This is a genomic window from Methylobacterium phyllosphaerae, from assembly GCF_001936175.1.
GTDB lineage: Bacteria > Pseudomonadota > Alphaproteobacteria > Rhizobiales > Beijerinckiaceae > Methylobacterium > Methylobacterium fujisawaense.
This window is the reverse complement of sequence record NZ_CP015367.1, coordinates 5305808-5327237: the sequence shown is the minus strand read 5'-3', so window position 1 is coordinate 5327237 and position 21430 is coordinate 5305808. Positions and strand designations below refer to the sequence as shown.

Annotated in this window: 15 protein-coding genes and 2 tRNA genes; 7 read left to right on the top strand and 10 right to left on the bottom strand. The window is 67.9% G+C overall.

All coding sequences use genetic code 11. The features are described from left to right. Positions 1 to 95: 95 nt before the first annotated feature. On the top strand, positions 96 to 1310 hold the full coding sequence (locus MCBMB27_RS24370) for an NADP-dependent isocitrate dehydrogenase (protein WP_043380473.1): 1215 nt from the start codon (positions 96 to 98) through the stop codon (positions 1308 to 1310). A 73-nt stretch (positions 1311 to 1383) separates the two neighbouring features. Here the strand turns inward: MCBMB27_RS24370 and MCBMB27_RS24365 are convergent, their stop codons facing one another. From MCBMB27_RS24365 to MCBMB27_RS24355, 3 genes are all read right to left on the bottom strand, one after another. Beyond that, on the bottom strand, positions 1384 to 1563 hold the full coding sequence (locus tag MCBMB27_RS24365) for a hypothetical protein (RefSeq protein ID WP_075381472.1): 180 nt from the start codon (positions 1561 to 1563) through the stop codon (positions 1384 to 1386). A 2-nt stretch (positions 1564 to 1565) separates the two neighbouring features. Next, positions 1566 to 2189 (bottom strand): acyl-homoserine-lactone synthase, encoded by a 624-nt coding sequence (locus MCBMB27_RS24360; protein WP_043346116.1) that lies wholly within the window; start codon positions 2187 to 2189, stop codon positions 1566 to 1568. A 164-nt stretch (positions 2190 to 2353) separates the two neighbouring features. Continuing rightward, positions 2354 to 3082, bottom strand: coding sequence for an autoinducer binding domain-containing protein (locus MCBMB27_RS24355; RefSeq protein WP_075381471.1), 729 nt, complete (start codon positions 3080 to 3082; stop codon positions 2354 to 2356). 150 nt (positions 3083 to 3232) lie between these two features. Between MCBMB27_RS24355 and MCBMB27_RS24350 the strand changes: the two genes are divergently transcribed. Further along, positions 3233 to 3463 carry a hypothetical protein gene (locus MCBMB27_RS24350; protein WP_075382091.1) on the top strand — a complete coding sequence of 77 codons (231 nt, stop codon included), beginning with the start codon at positions 3233 to 3235 and terminating at the stop codon, positions 3461 to 3463. 38 nt (positions 3464 to 3501) lie between these two features. Here the strand turns inward: MCBMB27_RS24350 and MCBMB27_RS24345 are convergent, their stop codons facing one another. Beyond that, a complete protein-coding gene (locus tag MCBMB27_RS24345) occupies positions 3502 to 3939 on the bottom strand; it encodes a DUF3429 domain-containing protein (RefSeq protein WP_043346119.1) in 438 nt (145 codons plus the stop codon). 136 nt (positions 3940 to 4075) lie between these two features. After that, on the bottom strand, positions 4076 to 7297 hold the full coding sequence (locus MCBMB27_RS24340; RefSeq protein ID WP_075381470.1) for an SEL1-like repeat protein: 3222 nt from the start codon (positions 7295 to 7297) through the stop codon (positions 4076 to 4078). Between the two features lie 299 nt (positions 7298 to 7596). Here MCBMB27_RS24340 and MCBMB27_RS24335 point away from each other — a divergent pair, with 299 nt between their 5' ends. After that, complete coding sequence (locus MCBMB27_RS24335; RefSeq protein WP_075381469.1) at positions 7597 to 9384, top strand: acyl-CoA dehydrogenase C-terminal domain-containing protein; 1788 nt, start codon at positions 7597 to 7599, stop codon at positions 9382 to 9384. 171 nt (positions 9385 to 9555) lie between these two features. On the opposite strand, the gene MCBMB27_RS24330 is transcribed toward MCBMB27_RS24335, so the two are convergent. The 3 genes from MCBMB27_RS24330 to MCBMB27_RS24320 form a co-directional block, all read right to left on the bottom strand. After that, a complete protein-coding gene (locus MCBMB27_RS24330) occupies positions 9556 to 10836 on the bottom strand; it encodes an O-acetylhomoserine aminocarboxypropyltransferase (RefSeq protein ID WP_075381468.1) in 1281 nt (426 codons plus the stop codon). Between the two features lie 87 nt (positions 10837 to 10923). Next, positions 10924 to 11139: a hypothetical protein gene (locus tag MCBMB27_RS24325; protein ID WP_043380487.1), complete on the bottom strand. Its 216-nt coding sequence runs from the start codon at positions 11137 to 11139 to the stop codon at positions 10924 to 10926. Positions 11140 to 11174: 35 nt separating this feature from the next. Further along, the gene (locus tag MCBMB27_RS24320; RefSeq protein ID WP_043346132.1) at positions 11175 to 11417 is read right to left on the bottom strand and encodes a hypothetical protein; all 243 of its coding nucleotides are present in this window, start codon (positions 11415 to 11417) and stop codon (positions 11175 to 11177) included. A 669-nt stretch (positions 11418 to 12086) separates the two neighbouring features. Here MCBMB27_RS24320 and MCBMB27_RS24310 point away from each other — a divergent pair. From MCBMB27_RS24310 to MCBMB27_RS24300, 3 genes are all read left to right on the top strand, one after another. Continuing rightward, entirely contained in the window at positions 12087 to 13916 is a 1830-nt protein-coding gene (locus tag MCBMB27_RS24310; protein ID WP_043380551.1) for an ATP-binding protein, read from the top strand. Next, a complete protein-coding gene (locus MCBMB27_RS24305) occupies positions 13913 to 15583 on the top strand; it encodes an EAL domain-containing protein (RefSeq protein WP_075381467.1) in 1671 nt (556 codons plus the stop codon). Before MCBMB27_RS24310 ends, MCBMB27_RS24305 begins: the two co-directional genes overlap by 4 nt. A 527-nt stretch (positions 15584 to 16110) precedes the next feature. Beyond that, positions 16111 to 16764: an ABC transporter ATP-binding protein gene (locus MCBMB27_RS24300; RefSeq protein WP_043346135.1), complete on the top strand. Its 654-nt coding sequence runs from the start codon at positions 16111 to 16113 to the stop codon at positions 16762 to 16764. Between the two features lie 414 nt (positions 16765 to 17178). Here MCBMB27_RS24300 and MCBMB27_RS24295 read toward each other — a convergent pair. Then, positions 17179 to 17268: transfer RNA gene (locus MCBMB27_RS24295), tRNA-Ser, on the bottom strand. A 174-nt stretch (positions 17269 to 17442) separates the two neighbouring features. Here MCBMB27_RS24295 and MCBMB27_RS24290 point away from each other — a divergent pair. After that, positions 17443 to 17516, top strand: a tRNA-Gln gene (locus tag MCBMB27_RS24290). A 606-nt stretch (positions 17517 to 18122) separates the two neighbouring features. Here the strand turns inward: MCBMB27_RS24290 and MCBMB27_RS24285 are convergent. Further along, entirely contained in the window at positions 18123 to 21170 is a 3048-nt protein-coding gene (locus MCBMB27_RS24285; RefSeq protein ID WP_083683694.1) for a PAS domain-containing protein, read from the bottom strand. Positions 21171 to 21430: the final 260 nt, after the last annotated feature.

Below are 21430 nucleotides of genomic sequence, written 5' to 3'. Positions count from 1 at the left end.
GATTCCGGCCTGGGGCGCCCCACAGGGCACTCGGGTCGACGACCGCACGGCCCTTGCATGCCGTGCGCGGAGACAACGCGGGAAGGCATCGGTCCATGGCGAAGATCAAGGTAGCGAACCCCGTCGTCGAGCTCGACGGCGACGAGATGACCCGGATCATCTGGGCCGAGATCAAGAACAAGCTGATCCACCCCTATCTCGATGTCGATCTCGAATACTACGACCTCGGCGTCGAGCACCGCGACGCCACCAACGACAAGGTCACGGTCGACGCCGCCGAGGCGATCAAGCGCCACGGCGTCGGCGTGAAATGCGCCACCATCACGCCGGACGAGGCCCGCGTGAAGGAGTTCAACCTCAAGGAGATGTGGCGGTCGCCCAACGGCACGATCCGCAACATCCTGGGCGGCGTGATCTTCCGCGAGCCGATCATCTGCAAGAACGTGCCGCGCCTCGTCCCCGGCTGGACCCAGCCCTTCGTGATCGGCCGCCACGCCTACGGCGACCAGTACCGTGCCACCGACTTCAAGGTGCCCGGCAAGGGCCGCCTGACCATCAAGTTCGAGGGCGATGACGGCACGGTCATCGAGAAGGAGGTGTTCAAGTTCCCCGACGCCGGCGTCGCCATGTCGATGTACAACCTCGACCAGTCGATCATCGACTTCGCCCGCGCTTCGATGAACTACGGCCTGGCGCGCAAGTACCCCGTCTACCTCTCGACCAAGAACACCATTCTCAAGGTCTATGACGGCCGGTTCAAGGACCTGTTCCAGAAGGTCTACGAGGAGGAGTTCGAGGCAAAGTTCAAGGCGCTCGGCCTCACCTACGAGCACCGCCTGATCGACGACATGGTCGCCTCGTGCCTCAAGTGGTCGGGCGGCTACGTCTGGGCCTGCAAGAACTACGACGGCGACGTGCAGTCCGATACGGCCGCGCAGGGCTTCGGCTCCCTCGGCCTGATGACCTCCGTGCTGATGACGCCGGACGGCCAGACCGTGGAGGCCGAGGCTGCCCACGGCACCGTCACCCGCCACTATCGCGAGCACCAGAAGGGCCGCGAGACCTCGACCAACTCGATCGCGTCGATCTTCGCCTGGACCCGCGGCCTGTCGCACCGGGCCAAGCTCGACGGCAACGACGATCTCGCCAAGTTCTCCGCGACCCTGGAGAAGGTCTGCGTCGACACGGTCGAGGCGGGTCACATGACCAAGGACCTCGCGCTCCTAGTCGGCCCCGATCAGAAGTGGCTCTCGACCACGGGCTTCCTCGACAAGGTCGACCAGAACCTGAAGACGGCGATGGGCGCCTGAACTCCGGACGAAGGGCGGCGGGCGTCCTCCGGGACGCCCGCCGTTTCGTATGGGCGGTCCGCCGGCGACCGCTTCACGCCCCGCCTGCGCGCTCATGCGGGCTGGTCTCGGCCAGGGCCCGGGCGACCTCGAGAAGCAGGAGGTCGATGGCGGCCCGCATCAGCGGGTCTCCGACCGTGTCGACGAGTTCGCGCACCCGCAGGCACTGTGCGGCGAGCGCGTCCAGGGCCACATCCTTGCTGTCGAACATCATCCTCAAGCCACCAGGTAAGCGGGTTCGGAAACCAGGACCGAGTTGCTGTCGCCGCGGACCGCGCGCAGCTTGGCGAGGGTTCGGGCATCGAACCGGGCGGTGGCCGCCATGATCTCCTCGCCGGCGATCTGAACCGGCAGGCCAAGGGGCTGCGGGCGGAAATGCAGCTGGATCACGTGGATCATGTAGAGGGTCGGCATCTGCAGCAGCAGGCTGTTGACCCCGTGGGCGAGCCCCCATTCGACGATGCCGGTGAGCAGCGCGATCGAGACCGGGTTGACCACACGGCCCTTCGCGCGGTGCGAGCGCGCCACGCCCTGGCGGGTCCATTCCCAGATCTGCGGGCCGACCGGCCGCTCGACCTCGCAGAGCTGAGGCAGGACATCGGACAGAAGATGCGGGCGCGTCGTCGGCAGCAGCCGGCTGTAGCCAATGACGGCGTCGCCCTCCATGGCGAGGAAGTGGACCGCATGCGGCGTGTCGAACTGGTCGATCTCCCGGCCATCCGGGCGGGCGAGTTCGGTCCAGCCTTTCTCTGCCACGAAGATGTCGTGGCGCAGGCGCCAGGCCTGCTCCATCGCATCGGCGTAGCGATGCGCGTTGGCGGGGGTGACGATATGGATCACGAAGTAACCTCACGTTGGATTGACGTGGGTTTTCTTCGTTTCGCGAAGACCTGGGTACTACGAGAAACCGTAGGGTTTGCGTGCGTGAGCGCCCACCGGTCCAAGACCTTGCCGGGCCCGAGCGGGTCGCGCTCGCGCGCGCTCCGGAGCCGGCCGTGTCGGCCCTACGTGATCAGGCCGGCACGCAGCGCCTGCGCCACGGTGTGGGCGCGGTTGACGGTATCGAGCTTCGCCCGCGCCGAGCGCAGATGGTAGTCGACCCCGGCTGCCGTGATGCCCATGACCATACCGATCTCGACATCGGTCTTGCCCTCGGCCGCCCATTGGAGGGTCTCGCGCTCCCGCGGCGAGAGACGCGCCGGCGCCTGCGCGGAGGGGCGGCTGTTCATCAGCAGGAGCTGGCCGACCGCGTAGGTCGCCACCAGATTGACCGCGACGCGCTCGGCCGGATCGATCTCGATCCGCTCCCCGGACACGCTGATCCCGCCCGGCTCGCCATCGAGGGTCACGAACGGGATCGTGATGCCGGCGCGGATACCGAACTCGCCGGCCTCGTTCATGATGCGGCTCGCCATCGGCGTGTCCGGCGGCACGGTGCTCCAGTCGAAGGGCGTCGCGCTGGTGCAGAGCCGCCGGACCGTGGGATCATGGAGCGCGTAGCCCCGCGTCACGTACCGGCGTGCCCACCCCTCCGGCATGGTGCTCGTGAGGACGAATCCGGCATGCCGCCGCGTCGGCAGGCCGGGCGTCGGAACGATCCCGGCCATCACGTACGACACCCCGTAGCGGGTGAAGGCGTCGACCAGCAATCGCGCGATCTCGTCGGGCGCCGCAGCCCGCTCCAGATCGCGCAACACGCTGAAGGTCCTGTCCAGGTGCTTCGAATGCGGCATGCCCGATCTCAACGTTAATGCACGCATTGCGACAAATGATACATCGAGCGCAACCTGAGGATGGCATCGCCGACGCTGAAAGGCTAGGGTGGCGGCGGAAAGCTCTGCCGTTTGAATCGGTCCAGCGCGCAGAACGCGAGTTTCAACGGGATGACAGACGACGTGACCCCGCCGACGACGCGCTGGCTTCTGGAACGGATCGCAGTCACGCTGAACGTCTGCCCGACCTATTTCCTGCAGAACGATCGGCTCGCAGGGATAGAGCAGGATCAGATTGACGAGCAATCCGCCGAGGCTGCCGCCTTGTTCCGGACAATCAAGTCACCGGCACGCCGTGACGCGGTCCTGAAGCTCCTGCGCGAGATGACACGCGAGACCTGACGGCGCACGGCGCTCGTCTCCCGGTCTCCGCGCCGGCCTCATGCCGCCACGAGGAGCGCGGCCCCGGCAACCCCCGAAAGGACGAGGCGCATCCGGCCGAGCCAGAGCGGAACGAGGCCGCGGCGGGGCAGATCCTGATCGATCAGCCCCCAGGCGAGCACCAGGGCGCCGAGGATGCGCAGATCCCAGGGTGCAGGCGCCGCCATTGCCGCCCAGGCCACCAGGGACGGCACGATGGCCACGAGATAGTCGCCGTTGCCGGCATTGCGCGCCGCGGCCGCGCCCCAGCGGATCCCGCCCAGGAACGAGGCGATCACCGCACCGTAGGCCGACAGGATGGTGCGCGGCGACAGGCCGATGCTGCTCAGGCCGCCATCGGTACCGGAGACCGCGAGGGCCGCAAATCCCAAGAAGGGAATGAGGCCGGCAATGCCGAGGACGATGGCGCTCAGCGGGACAGAGTTCCGGTGCGCCATCCATCCTCCGGGCATCGGCAAGGGTTGGCGACCCGCGCGATCCGACCGCGGTCGATGCCGCCCCGCCGGAGCGTTCCCGCATCGCGGCACGGCGGTCAAGGTCGGCGCGGCTGCGGCGCCGGCTTCAGGAAAGCCGTCAGCCCCGGCGGGGCGAGGCCGTGGACGGCACCGCGCTGGGCAAAGGCGCCCCGAGCAGCGACATCGGCGGGCTGGCGGGGGCCTTCGACGCCGGCGGCTCGTTCACCGCCGCGTCAATCTTTCGCGGCTTGAAGTTGGCCGCGAGGCTCTTCGCGCTGGCGAGATCGGCGGGGCTCAGCTTGTTGGCCACATCGTCGCGCTTCTTGCCGGCATCGTCGTCGCCCTGGCTCGCCGCGGCCGAGAACCACGCGTAGGATTGGATCAGGTCCTGCGTCAGGCCGAGGCCGCGGGCATAGAGAACGCCGAGATTGTACTGGCTGTCGCGGACGCCGAATTCGGCTCCCTGGCGGAACCACGAGGCCGCGGATGCGAAGTCCGGCTTCCCGTTGGCGACCGGGTTCTCCGCATAGAGCACCGCAAGATTGTGCATGGAGCGGGCATGACCCTGCTCGGCGGCACGGCCGTACCAGAGCTTCGCCTTGTCGAGATCGCGGACGACGCCGGACCCCTTCTCGTAATGGCCGGCGAGCTTGTACTGGGCGGGGGCGTAGCCGGCCGAGGCCAACTTCTCGTAGAGCTTTGCCGCGACCGACAGATCGCGCGGCATGCCGCGGCCGTCGGCCTCCCGGGTGGCGAGGTCCCAGATGGCCGTGCCGTCGCCCTCGAGGGCGGCGAGCTTCACCTTGGCCAGCGCCGGCGGCAGGTTCCCGAGGTCGGCCTGCAGGGCGTTCATGCCGGAGACCTGCGGCACCGCCGGCTTGGCGGTGGAGTGCGTCTCCGCGGGAGCGGGATTCGGCAGCGACTGGGTCGTGGTCGGATCGGCCACGGCCGGCTTCGCGTCCGGCGTCTCCTTGGCGGCGTCCGGAGCCTTCTTCTGAACGTCGGCGGCATCCCCGCGTGACGGCGCGATCTGGCTCGCCGGGGCGGGCGTTTGCGGCTCATCCGCGCTGCGCATGGTGATCGCCTGGAGCGCGCCCAGCGCCAGCACGATGGCGGCGAGCCCGAGCAGGAGCGGGCGGCGGCGGCGATCGATCTCGGCGCGCAGCCGCGCGAGCCGCCCCGTCGTCGCGCTGGGCAGCAGCGCGGCCCGCTCGCCCCGGGTCTCCCGGCGCTCCACGGGCGCTTCCGCGACCAGCTCCGCTTGCGCGGCCTGGGCGGCCCGCCGCGCCGCGGCGATGAAGCTGGTCTTGATGTCGGTCTCGGAGGTGGCGTCGGCCGCGATCCGCGCGGCGGCCGCGTCGCCGATCCGCTCCTGCATCGGCCGGCGGGCCGACGGCTCTCTAGGCGAGCGCGGCTCGCGCGGCGGACGGCCGCTGCCGGGCTCGAGCAAGTCGTCGGCGAGGCGGGAAGCCTCGATGCCGTCCCGCCGGGGCTTCGCGCGCGCCTCGACGGGCGCGAGGGTCGCCTCCGCGCTCGTCGACGACATCAGGCGCTCGTCGAGGGACGGGACCCGCGGCGGGACGGACTCGGCCGGGCCGAGCCGGACGAGAAGGCGCTCAAGGGCCGATTGGACGCCATCGAGGGTGGCGCCGAGCCGCTGATCGGACGCGACCTGCCGGGCCTGCATATCGGCCAAGCTGGCGCGGAGGAGGCCGATCTCCCCGGACTCGGCCGTGCCGATACCGGAACCCTGGAGGGTCTGAGCCACGGCATTGCGCGCGGCGCGCTCCACCACGGCCTCGGTCGGGGCGGAGTCCCGGAGCGCCGTCACCTGCCGGAGGAGGTCGCCCATGGTGCGCTCGAGGCCGGCCAGCGCCGGATCGACGCTCAGCGGCGCGTCGAGGCGCCCCGCCAGAGAGACGACCTGCCGCTCCAGGGCGTCGAGCCCTTCGTGCTCGGCCCGGGCGCCGACCTGATCGACCTTGTCGGCGAGGCTGCGCAGCATGGCGTGGATCGACGCCAGCCCGTCCGGACGGGCGGCGGTCTCACCGGTCCGCTCGGACCAATCGTCCCGGGCGCAGAGGAGGTCGACCTTCTCCGCAAGCGCCTGGATCTGCTCCGCCAGCGCGGCCGGCGCGGCGATCTTCACGTCGCTGCGGATCTCCTCCAGGATCGGGCGCAGGTCCGGACCGGCGCTCAGGCTTTGCAACTGCGCAATCTGCGCGCTCAGCGCCTGAAGGCTCTGCGCGAGACCCTGTATCCGCTCCGGACCCGCCAGGGCACCGATCTGCCGGCGAATCTCCTCAAGCTCGGCAAACAGGCCGGCGAGGGTTCGACCATCCGGATCGGCCGCGCCGGTCGCCGCCGCGGAATCGAGGCGCTCGGCCAGGCGGCGGACATCCTCCGCGACGCGGCTGTGGACGTTCTCGGCCACCTCTTCGGCGAGGCGCTCGACCTGCGCCCGGACCTGCTCGATCGGCACCGCGATGGCGGTGAGATCGGTTCCTGCCTGGGCCCGCTCGATGCCGCTGGCCAGGGTGATGACAGCCTGCTCCAGGGCGCCGATATCCCGGCTCGTCGCCAGCTGGTTGATCGCCTCGCGCAGGCGTGTGGTCTCCTCCTGAAGCTCGATCAGGGCGGTCGACGGGGCGACACCTTCCTCGATCCGGGCTTCCAGCCGGCGCGCGAGGTCCATGCGCATGCTGGCGACGACGCCGCCATCGGTCGCGGACATCGCGGCCCCCGGCCCGGCGGTCTCGGCGAGCTCGCGCTGCCGTTGCCGGATGTCCTGGACCGCATTGCGGATGTCCGCGGCGGCGGGGCGCGCGCGACGGCCGGGCTGGCGCGTGGTGGCGACCTGCTCGCCGAGCTGGGACATGCGCCGCTCGATATCGCCGAGCCGTTCGGTCACCTGCTGGACGGGGGCCGCCTTGAGGGCCCGCTCGATGCGGGCTTCGATCTCCGCGAGGCGCCGCGCCTCCGCTTCCTGGGCGGCACGCCGCTCATGGTCGAGGGCCCGGTCGAGCCCGTCCAGGCGATCCATCAAGGCGGCGATGCCCTGGCCGTAGGCGTCGGCGCGGGGCTCCGGGTTCTCGCCGTCCGGAGCGGCCGGGGCGGATCGATCCGGCGCCGCATCGGGCCGGACGGCACCGGAACCGACCTGCTCGGCGCGGTGGCGGCGCCGGTGCCGCCGGTTTCCCGGAGCGGCCGATTGCTGCTGCGGCACCACCGAGGCGATCCAGGTCTCGAGCGGCACGCCCGCCCGCGCCGCCACGTCGCGCGCCGCGTCGAGCACCTCGGGATCGAAACTGTCGAGCTGCGGCATCGCGTTGCGGGTCATCGGTGGCCTGTCGTCGGCAGCGGTCGGCGTCCGTTTCCTCTGCGCAGGGCGGACCGGAATTCGGTATCCACGAACACACGCGTCGGATCGTTCGAGGCGACCATTAACTTTCTTGGTAAACACGAGGTTAAGGTTCACCGGGCCCCGGTAATCGTCGCGAGCGACCGGCGGCGTGGGACGGGTGCGCCGGTCCGGCGGCGACGGGGTCGAGCCGTTGCTCCGGAGGCGGCGGGGCGGTTACATGCGGCCAAGGCAGCGGGCCGTGTCGAGGGGCCTGCACCAGACGGGGGAAGCCAGAGATGCCGCAGTATCGCGCTCCGGTTGAGGACACGCTGTTCCTGCTCACCGATGTGCTCGGCTTTCATGCCCGTGACAACCTTGCGGGCTTCGCCGATGCCTCACCCGATGTGATCGAGGCCGTCCTGCGCGAGGGCGCGAAGCTCGCCGAGGAGGTCCTGGCCCCGATCAACCGGACAGGCGATCTGGAGGGCTGTCGCCGGGACGCCGACGGCACGGTCCGTACGCCGACGGGCTTCAAGGCCGCTTACGACACCTATGCGAGCGGCGGCTGGATGGGACTTTCGGTGCCCGAAGCCTATGGCGGCCAGGGCCTGCCGCACACGCTGAACACCGCGATCCAGGAATTCGCCTCGGGCGCGAACCTCGCCTTCGGCATGTATCCCGGTCTGACGCAGGGCGCGATGGCGGCGCTGCTGGTCCACGGCACGGAGGAGCAGAAGGCGCTGTACCTGCCCAGGATGGTCGAAGGGGCCTGGACCGGCACCATGAACCTGACCGAGCCGCATTGCGGCACGGATCTCGGGCTGCTCAAGACCAAGGCCGTGCCGAACGGCGACGGCGCCTACAGCATCACCGGCACCAAGATCTTCATCTCGGCCGGCGAGCACGACCTCGCAGAGAACATCGTCCACCTCGTCCTCGCCCGGATCGAGGGGGCCCCCGCCGGCACCAAGGGCATCTCGCTCTTCGTGGTGCCGAAGGTTCTGGTGAACGCCGACGGCACCCTCGGCGCGCGCAACGGCGTGTCTTGCGGCTCCCTCGAGCACAAGATGGGCATCCACGGCAACGCCACCTGCGTGATGAACTACGACGGCGCGACCGGCTGGCTCGTGGGCCAGGAGAACCGCGGCCTCAACGCCATGTTCGTGATGATGAACGAGGCGCGGCTCGCCGTGGGCGTCCAGGGGCTCGGGCAGTCCGAGGTCGCCTACCAGAACGCCGCCGCCTACGCGAAGGATCGCCTCCAGGGCCGGGCGCTGACCGGCGCGAAGGCGCCCGACAAAGCCGCCGACCCGATCATCGTCCATCCGGACGTGCGCCGCACGCTGATGCAGATCCGCGCGTTCAATGAAGCGGCCCGCGCACTCATGCTCTGGACGGCGCTCCAGGCCGACATCCTGCACCGTTCCGAGGATGCCCGGGAGCGGCAGGCGGCCGACGATTATCTCGGCCTCATGACGCCGGTGGTGAAGGGCGTGTTCACCGATCGCGGCTTCGCCAATGCGGTCGAGGCCCAGCAGCTGCTCGGCGGCCACGGCTACATCGAGGAATGGGGCATGTCGCAGTTCGTGCGCGATGCCCGCATCGCCATGATCTACGAGGGCGCCAACGGCATCCAGGCGATGGACCTGATCGGCCGCAAGCTGCCGAAGGATGGCGGCCGGGCGATGATGACCTTCCTGGGCGAGGTCCAGACCTTCCTGAAGGACCACGGCGAGGATCCCGCGATGGCGCCGTTCACCCAGCCGCTCCAGGCCGGGCTAAACGATCTCCAGGGCGCGGTGATGTGGCTGATGCAGAACGCCTTCGCCAAGCCCGACAATGCCGGGGCCGGCGCAACCGACTTCATGCACCTCTTCGGCCTCGTGGCCCTGGGCTACATGTGGGCGCGGATCGCCAAGGCCGCCCAGGCCAAGCATGCCGAGGCGCCCTCCCCGCGCTGGGAGTCGAAGCTGACGAGCGGCCGATTCTACATGGAGCGGATGCTGCCGGAGACTGCCCTGCGCCTGGCCCGCATCAAGGCCGGTGCGGACAGCACGATGGCGCTGGCGGCGGACGCGTTCTGAGCGTCCCACGGGCCGTCGCGCCGGAGCGCGGCGGCCGGCACCGTGGCGTCCCCGCCTTTGCGAGCGTCGCGGAGCAAACCAGCCGTGCGACGCTGACCCAGTGCCCGCTGCCCTCGGTCGCCGCGCCGCGCGCGCGACGACGGCGGAGCCGGCTCGTGGCGCGGGACCGTGTCAGCCCTCGAGCGCGGCGTCGAGATCGTCGATCAGGTCCGCCGGATCTTCCAAGCCGATCGACAGGCGCACCACTTCCGGCCCCGCCCCGGCGGCGGTCTTCTGCGCGTCGGTGAGCTGGCGGTGCGTGGTCGAGGCCGGATGGATGATCAGCGACCGGGTGTCGCCGATATTGGCGAGGTGCGAGAACAGCTGGAGGTTCGAGACCAGCTTCACGCCCGCCTCGTAGCCGCCCTTCAGACCGAAGGTGAACACGGCACCGGCGCCCTTCGGCGTGTAGCGCTTGGCCAGCACATGGTAACGATCGGTCTCCAGCCCCGGGTAGCTCACCCAGGACACGGCCTCGTGCTTGGACAAATGGGTGGCCACCGTCAGCGCGTTGTCGGAATGGCGCTGCATGCGCAGCGGCAGGGTCTCGATGCCGTTGAGGATCAGGAAGGCGTTGAACGGCGAGAGCGCCGGACCGAGGTCGCGCAGGCCCAGCACCCGGCAGGCGATGGCGAAGCCGAAATTGCCGAAGGTCTCGGCCAGCACCATGCCGGAATATTCCGGCCGCGGCTGGCTCATCATCGGGTAGCGCGCGTCGCCCGCCCATTGGAACGAGCCGCCGTCGACGATCAGGCCGCCGATCGAATTGCCGTGGCCGCCGAGGAACTTCGTCGCCGAATGGACGACGATGTCGGCGCCGTGCTCGAAGGGCCGGATCAGGTACGGCGTCGCCATGGTGTTGTCGACGACGAGCGGGATGTTGTGCTTCTTGGCGATCTGCGACAGCGCCGCGATGTCGGTGATGACGCCGCCGGGATTGGCGATGGATTCGCAGAAGATCGCCTTGGTGCGCGGCGTGATCGCCGCCTCGAAGGAGGCGGGATCGTCGTTGTCGGCCCAGGCCACCGACCAACCGAAGTTCTTGTACGAGTGATTGAACTGGTTGATCGACCCGCCGTAGAGCTTGTTCGAGGCCACGAACTCGTCGCCCGGCTGCATCAGGGCGTGCATGGTCAGGAACTCGGCCGCGTGGCCGGAGGCGACCGCCAGGGCGGCGGTCCCGCCTTCGAGGGCCGCGATGCGCTCCTCCAGCACGGCGTTCGTCGGGTTGGTGATCCGCGTGTAGATGTTGCCGAAGGCCTGGAGCCCGAACAGCGACGCGGCGTGATCGACATCGTCGAACACGAAGCTGGTGGTCTGGTAGATCGGCGTGGCGCGCGCGCCCGTGGCGGCGTCGGGGGCGGCGCCCGCATGGATCGCCAGCGTGTTGAAGCCGGGCAGGCGGTCGGACATCGTCGGGTCTCCTCAGAGCACCCGAGCCTGTACGCCCGCCCGGGAGTTCGGCGCAAGGCTCCGCGAGGGCTGACGCGCCGGAGTCGGTTAGGCCTCCGGCCTGGGGCCGATGTCCATATGGGGCTGGCCCGCATCGACCAGGGCCCGATCCACGGCTTCGATGGCCAGCAGCGTCCGGGTCAGATCCTCCGCCATAGAGATCGGCGCCACGTCGAGACCGCCCAGGCGCCGGGCGATGGCATTCCGCTGACGCGCCAGCGCGGCGCGGGCCCGGTTCAGCTCCTCGATCTCTTCGATGGTCATCCGCGCATCCTCTCCTCGACTCAGCGACACCGTCATCAACTCCCCGGCGTCCAGTCGATATTCGGTCGCTGGGCCAGCATGCGCTCGAAGTAGTTGGCGACGGCCTGCGCCCCGTCGGTGTGCATCATTGCCACGGGATGCGCGAGATAGGCGCGGGCGAGATCGAGGGGAATGCGTCCGCCCTGGAGCGCGTTCAGCACCTCGTCGATGAAGGCGTCATTGGCCTCGTTGAAATCGCTGGACAGCTTCTTGCGGTCATTGATGGCCTTGATCGGCATGCAGACTTCCTGTTGCTCGGTGCCGGTGTAGCATCCGGTCGACGGGTTCGGCCCGGATCGCGGCGCGATATGGTCTGACGCGGCAAGACGGCGCAAATCGCGTGCGGGCCCGCACGGTTCAGTAACCCTCCGCGATCGTCGCATGGAGCGGATTGCTGCGCTGCGGCGTTACTGCTCTATGTCGATCGAAACAATGCACTCCCATACGGTCGAAATCGTCCCGTGCAGGGACGATCCCCGGTGCTTCCGATGGATCATCCGCAGCCACGGCGGCACGGTCGTCGAAAAGTCGCCCTACGCCTTCGTAACGCGGAACGGAGCCCGCATTTCCGGCGAGTGCTGGATGCGTGAGCATTTCGGCGACGGGCAGGCCGCCTAGCTGCGCGCCCGACATCCGCGATCGACCGCACCGTCCGATTCTGCACTCTCGGTGAGGTGGCCCGCTTTCAGGCTGCGTCCAATACCCGGAATCCCTGAGACACCGAGATCGCGAAGGGTGGCGGCCGCCCGTATCCCGAGCCGATGCACAGGACGCACGCAACCTGGGCGATAATACTGAGACAAAAAGCATCGGTTAAGCATTACGCTTTTGCGCGAATTCCTTTGTCAGAACTTTAATGACCACCCTGCAGTATCGTGTCGATTCTGTTTCAGAGCAGGGCGCGGATGATGCTGAGCGGCGACGGGACGTTCCGGGACGACGAGTCCGCGTCGCAGATGGGGTCTGTGACTTCCATCGAGGGGTCGAAAGTTCATCTTGAGCTCGGGCTCCGGAACGGGCGACCGAGCGTGCGGGTCACGGTCGGCAATCTGGTCCGGATCCGTGCGGGCGGGGCCATCCTCGTGGGCATCGTCACGACGTTGGCCTCGGCCCACGAGCGCGGGCGAGAACCCGGGGCCTTTGCGAGCCTCGACCTGCTCGGCCAGATCATCGAGACGAACGGGGTGCCTGGATTCTGCCGGGGCGTGACCTGCTACCCGGCGATCGGCGACACGGTCGAGCTGCTGTCCCCCTCCGAACTGCGAATCGTCCACCAAGTGTCTGTGGCCAACACGGCGGCCGTCGGGGCGCTCTACCAAGACCCCGAAACCCCCGCCTGCATCAAACTCGACGACCTTCTCTCCAAGCACTTCGCCGTTCTCGGCGCCACGGGGGTCGGCAAGTCGAGCGGCGTGACCATCATCTTGGACGAGGTGATGCGCGCCAAGCCGGCAGTGCGCATCTTCCTGCTGGACGTACACAATGAATACGCCGCCAGCTTCGGCGACCGCGCGAGCGTGATCAATCCGCGGACGCTCAAGCTGCCGTTCTGGCTGTTCAACCTCGAAGAGATCGCCGACGTGATCTACGGCGGGCGTCCAGCCGTGGACGAGGAGATCGAGATCCTCGCCGAAGTCATCCCGCTCGCGAAGAGCAAGTACGCCCAGTACAAGGAGGCGAGCGACCGGCAGATCGTGAAGCGGACACTGGGCAAGGCCGGCGGCTACACGATCGACACGCCCGTGCCCTACGTGCTCCAGGACCTGATTGCCCTCATTGACGAGCGGATGGGCCGGCTGGAGAATCGCGTCTCCCGGATGCACTATCACCGTCTGATCACGCGGATCGAGGCGATCCGGAACGATCCGCGGCACGGCTTCATGTTCGACAACGCCAATGTCGGCGGCGACATGATGGGCGAGATCCTGGCGCACCTGTTCCGCCTCGATCCGGATGGGCGGCCGATGACGATCATGCAGCTCGCCGGCCTGCCGAGCGAGGTGGTGGACGCCGTCGTCTGCGTCCTGTCCCGGCTGGCGTTCGAGTTCGGCATCTGGAGCGAGGGCGCGATCCCGCTGCTGTTCGTGTGCGAGGAGGCGCATCGCTTCGCCTCGGCCGATCGCTCCGTCGGCTTCACGCCGACCCGCCGCGCCCTGTCGCGGATCGCCCGCGAGGGCCGGAAACATGGCGTCCATCTCGGCTTGGTCACGCAGCGTCCGGCTGAACTCGACGCGACCATCATGTCGCAATGCAGCACCCTGTTCGCCATGCGGATGACGAACGCGCGCGATCAGGCCTTCCTGGCCGCAGCGGTATCGGACGCCAGCAACCTGCTAACCTTCATCCCGTCGCTCGGGACGGGCGAGGTCATTGCCTTCGGTGAAGGCGTTCCGATCCCCGTCCGGATGACATTCCGGCGCCTCCCGTCGATCCGCCAGCCGCGCAACGACACGAGCGGCGCCGCGGCGGGGGACGGCGCGGCAGTCGCCGGCGCCGGCTTCATCGGTGCCGTCGTGGAGCGGTGGCGGGGCGCGACCATGAACAAGGTCGGCGGCCAAGACCACGATCCGATCGGCGCCGTGCGTCTCGGACGCGAGACGGGTCCGGAGGGGGCTCAGGGCGCAGCGCTCGATCACGTGCATCGTCGGCTGCTCCGCCGTCCCCTCGACGCCGGCGACACCGTCTCGCAGGCCGGACCACACGCTGCCACGCCGCTCTGGCAGCAGGGCGGAGTATGAGCGCCCCGACTTCCCCGACGCCTCAGACCCTGCTCGAAGCCGTGATCCAGACGCTCCCCGTGGGCGTCGTGGTCTTCGACGAGCAGGGAGGGTGCACCCTGGCCAATGCCGCCGCGCGCGCTCTCGGCGACAGCGCCGTCCACGCGCTCGCCGCCGCGGCGGGCTCGTCTCGGGAGGCCGCGCATGTCGAGGCCATCGGCGATCGTGTCGTCGAGGTGCGCACCCACCCGGTCACGGAGGATCACGGCAGCTTCACGCTCACCACGGTCACCGATGTCACGCGTCATCACAGGATTCAGCGGGAGCTGATCACCAAGGCCTTCATCGACGCCCTGACCGGGCTTCCCAACCGGACGATGTTCGAGCAAAGCATCGGCGAGGTCCTGGCCGGTTCACGACCCGGGGACCGTTTTGCCCTGGCCTTTATCGATCTCGATAACTTCAAGCACATCAACGACTATTACAGTCACGCCGCGGGCGACGCCCTGCTGCGCAAGATGTCCGACCGGATCCGCGCGACGTTGCGCCCGAGCGACCTGCTGGCCCGCATCGGCGGCGACGAGTTCGTGCTCTTGCTCGATCCCGTCCTCGATCCGGACGACGCGCTGGCAGCCGTGCGCGCCATCTCGGAGCGGCTCAAGCAGCCGTTCTTCATCGACGGGCACGAGATCTTCGCCTCCGCCTCCATCGGCGTGAGCCTGTTCCCGGACCACGGCGACACCTATGAGGTCCTCGCCCGGCAGGCCGACAACGCCATGTACCGGGTAAAGGGCGAGTTGAAGGGCGGCGTCAGCCTGTTCGACGACGCGATGAGCCAGGCGGCGACGGCCCGGATGGCTGTGGAGCAGCGGCTCCGGCTGGCGATCCGCGACCGCTGCTTCTGCTGCGCCTTTCAGCCGAAGGTCGACATGCGCACCCATGCCGTCACCGGCGTCGAGGTGCTTCTGCGCTGGCGGGACGAACTCGGCATGATCCAGGCGCCGGGCGATTTCATCGCCCTCGCCATCGAGCTCGGCCTGATCAACGAGATCACGCTCCAAGTCCTGGCCGAGACCGTTCGGTCGATGCCCGATATCGATGAGGTGTTTGGCCCGGACGTCACCGTGAGCCTCAACATCGCCGCGAAGCAGGCCTGCGATGTGCCCTTCATGACCGCCTTCTGTGCCTCCCTCGGCGAGACCGGGCTCGCGGAGCGCTTCGTCTTGGAACTGACCGAGGAGGCCTTCTTCACGGCAGGCCGCTTCCAGCGCGACGTGCTCCCGCGGATCCGGGCGATCGGAGCGCGGGTCTCGATCGACGATTTCGGCGTCGGCTACTCGTCGCTGTCGGCCTTGGCGGACATCACCGCTGACGAGTTGAAAATCGATCGCTCCTTCATCACCGACATCGACAAGCGACCGCGCAGCCAGATCGTCCTGAAGGCGATCGAGTCGCTCGGCGCGGCGCTCGGCATGTCGGTGGTGGCCGAAGGCGTCGAGACCTACGAGGAGGTCGCCTACCTTCTCGGGGCGACGCAGATCCGCTGCGCGCAGGGCTATTACTTCGCTCGCCCGCTCCTGCTCGATCAGATCGGTCAGGTGGAGCCGCGCCTGTCCGGATCACGCCATCCTTCGCCGCGCAGCCGCGCCTCGGAGTTGCGGATGCCCAGTCTGCTGCGGCGGGCGTAAAAGGCCACAGGCCGCGGAGGCCATCCTCTCACGGTGGCAGAACGCTGCCGGGACAGACTGGAATGACCCGGCTCCGTCGCGAGACGGATTCCGGCGCGGCTTGAGGGGCATGATCGCCCCGCGTTCACGCCGACGGCCGGAATCTTCATCCGGCGGATCGTCACCTGGCCAGCGGCGATTCCGATCGCCTCTCCCCGGCTACCCCCACGGACCGCGTCGGCAGGGCCGTCGCTGAAGCAGGCTGAGGCGGCCTGTGCGCCAGGTTCCGGCGCGCATGCCTCGGCGCCGGCCGAGCCAGGGCCTTTTGTCCTCTGGAGGCATCCGAACGGCCCACGCTGCCGCACGCGGTCCCCAAGAGAGCGGCCCAGACACCGGGCGCAGATCCGAATGACCGCTGCCGATCGGGGCGGCCCCGGGGGGATCGCCAACGGCTTGACCCGACCGCCGTCATTCCCAGTTTGGCCACCTTCCGGTGCTCTACCTCCGAGCCAAAGACCATCAGGCCGCTGTGCCGTACGAGCAGTCCCGTGATCCGATTCGAGAACGTCACGAAAATCTACCGCGCCAACGGCGCGCCGCGAATCGTCCTGGACCGGGCATCCTTCACCCTCAAGCAAGGTATCTGTTACGGCATCCTCGGCATCAACGGTGCCGGCAAGTCGACGACGATGCGGATCCTGGCGGGCACCGAGGAACCGACCAAAGGCAAGGTCTATAGAGGCCGGCGTGTGTCGTGGCCGCTCGGCTTCGCGGGCGGATTCCATCCCAAGATGACCGGCCGCGACAACGTCATGTTCGTAGCCCGGATCTACGGCGAGGATCCGCGGAAGGTGCTTGATTTCGTGGAGGATTTCTCGGAACTCGGGAGCTATCTGGAGCAGCCGATCTACACCTACTCATCGGGCATGGGCGCACGGCTCGCCTTCGGCATGAGTATGGCAATCCCGTTCGAGACCTACCTGATCGACGAGCTCACCTCGGTCGGCGACGCGCGCTTCTCCAAGCGGTGTGACGAAGTCTTCTCCGCCCGTCGCAAGAATGCCGACATCATCATGATTTCCCACTCGATGGAGCAGCTCCGCGAGTGGTGCACCCAAGGCATCGTGCTGCTGAACGGGCGGGCAATCGTCTACGAGGACATCAACGACGCGATTGAGGTCTACAGACGACTCAATGCCTGAGTTTCAGCGCAGACTATGATCGGCCGGCGCATAGATTTTTGAATTCAACGGGCTCGGTGCTCGAAATCCGTTATCCGAGATCATTTTGCTGCTGACACAATGCAGCAGCACTAAGCCATCCGATCTGGGCTAGCACACAGGGGCCAAGAGGCCGATCATCGAACGGCTTTCTGCAGCTTGCCGGCGCGACTCGTCTGGACGTGGCCGAAATCTTAGCCCTGCGCTGACGCATCGCCCTTTGTCGCCAGATCGACGCGCACGGTGCCGCCCTCAAAACAGGCGCCTTGAACGGAGACGATCGCATTCCATTCGGAAGCGGCCTTATCGTACGCCCGCGATCCCGGTCTGAGCCTTGGCCCGATGACGCTACCGCCCCTCGCGGGGAATGCGTTGGCCGCCACAACCGAAACCCGCTGGCGGAAGGGGTGGGATTCGAACCCACGGTAGAGTTGCCCCCACGGCGGTTTTCAAGACCGCTGCCTTAAACCACTCGGCCACCCTTCCTGACGGGTCTGCGGTGTTACGGTTACGGCCGTGGCAGAGGCTGCGTCAACAGGAGAACAACCGGTTGACCTTCCGAAGCATTCCGCCTATTTCACCGCCCACGCCCGGCGCCGCTCGATACGGAACGGGTTTCGCCCAGCCCCATCCGGTAGGGATGCGCTCGGCTGAAGGCTTTGGGGGATAGTTTAACGGTAGAACGGTGGACTCTGACTCCTCTAGTCCTGGTTCGAATCCAGGTCCCCCAGCCACCTGTCACCGCTCCGTAGTTTACGCTTTAGACTGAGATTGGACTGGCCCGTTGGCCGGACCGACCGGACGCATGACATCGCGTTTGCGCGGCCCGGTGATGGTCTCAAGCTGCGCTGTTTCTCGCCTCGGGAACACGCATCGCCAATCGAGCGTGGCCAATCGCAGGCGCAGTCGGGTCTCCCCGGCAAACGCCCCTTCTGAGCAGCCAACAGGCACCGTATCCGTGACGGCGCTCTCAGGCACACTCATCAAATGGTCAGATCGCCGGTCCCGGCCGCGCAAAAGCCCTGCGCTCTGAGGAGCGGAAGCCCGTTAGAACAAGCAATGCCGACCAAGCTCGGCCTGACACCGCGGGGCCCGTCGGCCGCAGCCCTGCGGCCGTGAGACCTATGCCAACCTGTGACGGTGCCCTGCATCTACCCCGCACCTCTCCTGTCGGCGCAGGGCGACCCCGTTGCGTTGAGCGGTGGCCCCGGCCGGGAAGATGATCGTCGGCGCTTGGCCTCCGCTTCACGGATTCGGTGGTGCCCACCTGCGAGCGACCAACCAGCAGCGCATCGAGGGTCCCCCGCAAAACCGCGCGTACTCCCTGACCGCGTTTGCCGTCAGGCGGCCGGGGCCGTGAGCTTGGACCGCACGCCGAGGACTTGGTGCAGGATGCGCCCGAGTTGCTCGGCCGAATAGGGTTTGTGCAGCAACGCGAATCCGTGGTCGCTTTCCTGGGCGAGCACGTGGCTGTACCCCGACGTGAGGACCACCGGCAGATCCGGCCACCGCTGCTGCAGCTCACGCGCCAGCGCGACGCCGCCCATGCCCGGCATGACCACGTCGGAGAAGATCAGATCGAACCCGTCACCGTCGCGACCCAGCCGGTCCAACGCTTCCTCGGCATTGCCGGCCCATGCCGTCCGGTAGCCCAGATCCTCCAGGATCTGGGTCGCGAACTGGCCGACTCCGATATTGTCCTCGACGACCAGGATGCGTTGACCCGAGCCCAGCGGGGCCAGCCCCATTTCCTGGATGCGCTCACCGGACGACAGATCGGACGCAGCCACCTCGGGTAGATAGAGCGTGAATGTGGTGCCCCGGCCGACGACGCTCCGGACATCCACGTCGCCGCCCGACTGCTTGGCGAAACCGAAGACTTGGCTCAACCCGAGACCCGTGCCTCGACCAACCTCCTTCGTGGTGAAGAAGGGCTCGAAGATCCGCTCGATCCGGTCCGGCAAAATGCCGGTCCCCGTGTCGGTCAGGGAGACCGCCACGAACGGCTTCTCGCACCCTGCATGGCCGCGAACAGCCGGCAGCGCCGCCCCCCCGGTGACCCGGAGGATGAGCGTGCCTTCACCGTCCATGGCATCGCGGGCGTTGACGGCCATGTTGACCAGGGCCGTTTCGAACTGGCTCACATCCGCCCGCACATGGCAGGCGGTGTCCGGCACCTCGATCAGAACCTGCACGCGTGCGCCGGTCAGCGTGTCGAGCATGTCGGCGATCGCACTCACCCGCTGCCCGGCGCTGAACACCTCCGGCTTCAGCGCTTGACGGCGCGCGAAGGCGAGAAGTTGGCCGGTCAGCTTGGCGGCCCGGTCGACCGTCTCGGAGACCGCGTCGAGGTAGCGGCGCTTGCGGACCTCCGGCAGATCGGGCCGACGCAAAAAATCGACGGATGAGCGGATGATGGTGAGAAGGTTGTTGAAGTCGTGCGCCACTCCGCCCGTAAGCTGGCCGACCGCCTCCAGCTTCTGGGATTGGCGCAGGGCTTCCTGGGCCAGGACCAGCTCGGCCTGATCGCGTAACCGCTTTGTCACGTCCATGACGAACTGATAGCAGCCCGTGCGCTCGCCATCCGCACCGCGCAGGGTGCGGAAACTGATCTCATAGGCGGGGCGGACGCGTCCGGGATCGCCGAACTCCTGGACGAGGGTAATCTCCTCGCCGGCCAGCCCGCGTCCCCAACCCGCTTTGACCTGCGCCTGGTGTTCAGGCTGATCGGCCAGAAGGTCGAGCATGTTGTCGCCGACCTTCGGCCGTACGCCATAGATGCGCTCGAACTCGTCCGCATTCGCCTTGTTGATGGCCAGGATGTTGTAGTTGAGATCCGACGCCATCACCATGATGTCGGTTCTTTCGACGATCGTGGCCAATAGATTGCGCTCGGCCGTGCGCTCCGAGACCTGAAGTTCGAGCGTCTCGTTGAGAAGCTGTAGGCGGCGCTCGCTTTCGGCCAGCCGTTGCTCCGCCTCCCGGCGATGGCTGAGATCCGCCGTGACGACCAGCAGGTTCTTGAACCTGCCCTGCCCATCGTCGAGACGTCTGACGCTGCTGCTCGCCCAGATGGACGTGCCGTCGGGACGACGATAGAGCTTGTCGAGGGCGGAACTGTGCCCGGTCTCGAACGCCTGCGCGATCGTCGCCAAACTCTGCGGGATATAGGCTGGATCGGTCACATCCGCGACGCCGACCGAGAGAACCTCGTCTGCGGACCGTCCGAGAATGCGGCACATCTCTGTGTTGACCCGAAGATAGCGGCCGCTCGCATCCACTTCGGACAGGCCGACGGACGCAGCCGAGAAGATCGCCGCCAGACGCTCCTCGCTCTCGCGCAGCGCCACTTCGGCACGGGCCCGCTCGGTGGCAGCCTTGACGCGCTCGCCGACCTCCCGGATCAGGTTGCCTTCCGCTGGCGTCCAGGCGCGCGGGGTCGCGCTCTGCACCGCGAGCAGGCCGACCCATTCGTCACCCCGAAACAGAACGACATCGACGAAGGCGCCGACCTGGCGTGACCGTAAGCCCGCCCGGGCTTCGACAGTGAACCGGGGATCCGAGGGCACGTCGTCGACCGCGACGACCACGCCGTCGCGGTAGGCTGCCAGCAGGTCCGGGCCAAACGCCGCCAGCGAGTGCTCGCCGATGATCGAGCCGACGCCGTGGACGTACTCGCGTTCGACCGTCATCAGGCTGCCGGCGATCTCGGCGTAGAATACGCGGCTCGCACCGACCCGCTCGCCCAGACGCCGGGCGGCCACTTCGACGATGTCGGTGGGCGTGTTCAGCGGCCGAAGCGCGTCGCTCAGATCCAGCAGGAACGATTGTCGCTCCTCGTTCTCGCGGAGCGTCGCATCCGCCTCCTGCCGCTCCCCCTCGACGAACCGTTGATCCGCGATCTCAGTGCAGGTGCCGTACAGGCCATCCACGCGCCCGGCCGGATCGCGGATGGGCACGTAGGACAACGAGAACCGGCCCCCGTCGGGCGACCTCACGACGTGTTCGAACGCGGCCGTGTCAACGGAGCGACCGGAGCAGGCCTCGTCCACGAAGGATCCAAGCTCGGCGCCGAGGTCGTGCCAGACCTGGAGATAGTCGCGACCGAGCGCAGACGGATGCGCGGCGCCGAGAAGCCCGACAAAGGAATCGTTGTAGAGGAGCCTGCGCTCGGGCCCCCAGATGACGAAGGTCGGCTGCCTCGAACCGAGCATGACGCCTGTCAGCGTCGTCAAGGATGGCGGCCAGGTCGCGGGATGGCCGAGCGGTGAGGCGTCCCAGTCGTGCGCGCGCATGAGCGCGCCCATCGCGCCACCGCCCATCAGGCAGGCTGGGATGCACATCGTCACGTTCGAACTTCTGTGCATCACGGCGTGGCGCTGCTTCACGGGGCCTCAGGGATTGACCGAGCGGACTGCTTCCGCGGTTGAGCCCGAACGATCGCGCGTATGCGCCGCCATGACGGCGCGCCGAACGACCCTTCAGTTGCCGCCCTGAGAGAAGGCAGGCCCGTTCACCGTGTTGGCCGTGACACGCGACAGGCTCGTGCATCCAACACCCTAGAGCGGTCTCATGGCGAGCCGAGGTTGTCAAAGCCATGGACGGCTGACCGGCGGCGCAATCGCCAACCTTTGAGAGTCGTCGCGCA

What these genes read in the sequence shown, in the direction of transcription:
- MCBMB27_RS24305 (WP_075381467.1), top strand. Translation starts at nt 13,913, where the DNA reads ATGAGCGCCCCGACTTCCCCGACGCCTCAGACCCTGCTCGAAGCCGTG.
- MCBMB27_RS24330 (WP_075381468.1), bottom strand. Translation starts at nt 10,836, where the DNA reads ATGTCCGACCGCCTGCCCGGCTTCAACACGCTGGCGATCCATGCGGGC.
- MCBMB27_RS24320 (WP_043346132.1), bottom strand. Translation starts at nt 11,417, where the DNA reads ATGCCGATCAAGGCCATCAATGACCGCAAGAAGCTGTCCAGCGATTTC.
- MCBMB27_RS24310 (WP_043380551.1), top strand. Translation starts at nt 12,087, where the DNA reads ATGCTGAGCGGCGACGGGACGTTCCGGGACGACGAGTCCGCGTCGCAG.
- MCBMB27_RS24340 (WP_075381470.1), bottom strand. Translation starts at nt 7,297, where the DNA reads ATGACCCGCAACGCGATGCCGCAGCTCGACAGTTTCGATCCCGAGGTG.
- MCBMB27_RS24325 (WP_043380487.1), bottom strand. Translation starts at nt 11,139, where the DNA reads ATGACCATCGAAGAGATCGAGGAGCTGAACCGGGCCCGCGCCGCGCTG.
- MCBMB27_RS24350 (WP_075382091.1), top strand. Translation starts at nt 3,233, where the DNA reads ATGACAGACGACGTGACCCCGCCGACGACGCGCTGGCTTCTGGAACGG.
- MCBMB27_RS24365 (WP_075381472.1), bottom strand. Translation starts at nt 1,563, where the DNA reads ATGATGTTCGACAGCAAGGATGTGGCCCTGGACGCGCTCGCCGCACAG.
- MCBMB27_RS24370 (WP_043380473.1), top strand. Translation starts at nt 96, where the DNA reads ATGGCGAAGATCAAGGTAGCGAACCCCGTCGTCGAGCTCGACGGCGAC.
- MCBMB27_RS24345 (WP_043346119.1), bottom strand. Translation starts at nt 3,939, where the DNA reads ATGGCGCACCGGAACTCTGTCCCGCTGAGCGCCATCGTCCTCGGCATT.
- MCBMB27_RS24355 (WP_075381471.1), bottom strand. Translation starts at nt 3,082, where the DNA reads ATGCCGCATTCGAAGCACCTGGACAGGACCTTCAGCGTGTTGCGCGAT.
- MCBMB27_RS24335 (WP_075381469.1), top strand. Translation starts at nt 7,597, where the DNA reads ATGCCGCAGTATCGCGCTCCGGTTGAGGACACGCTGTTCCTGCTCACC.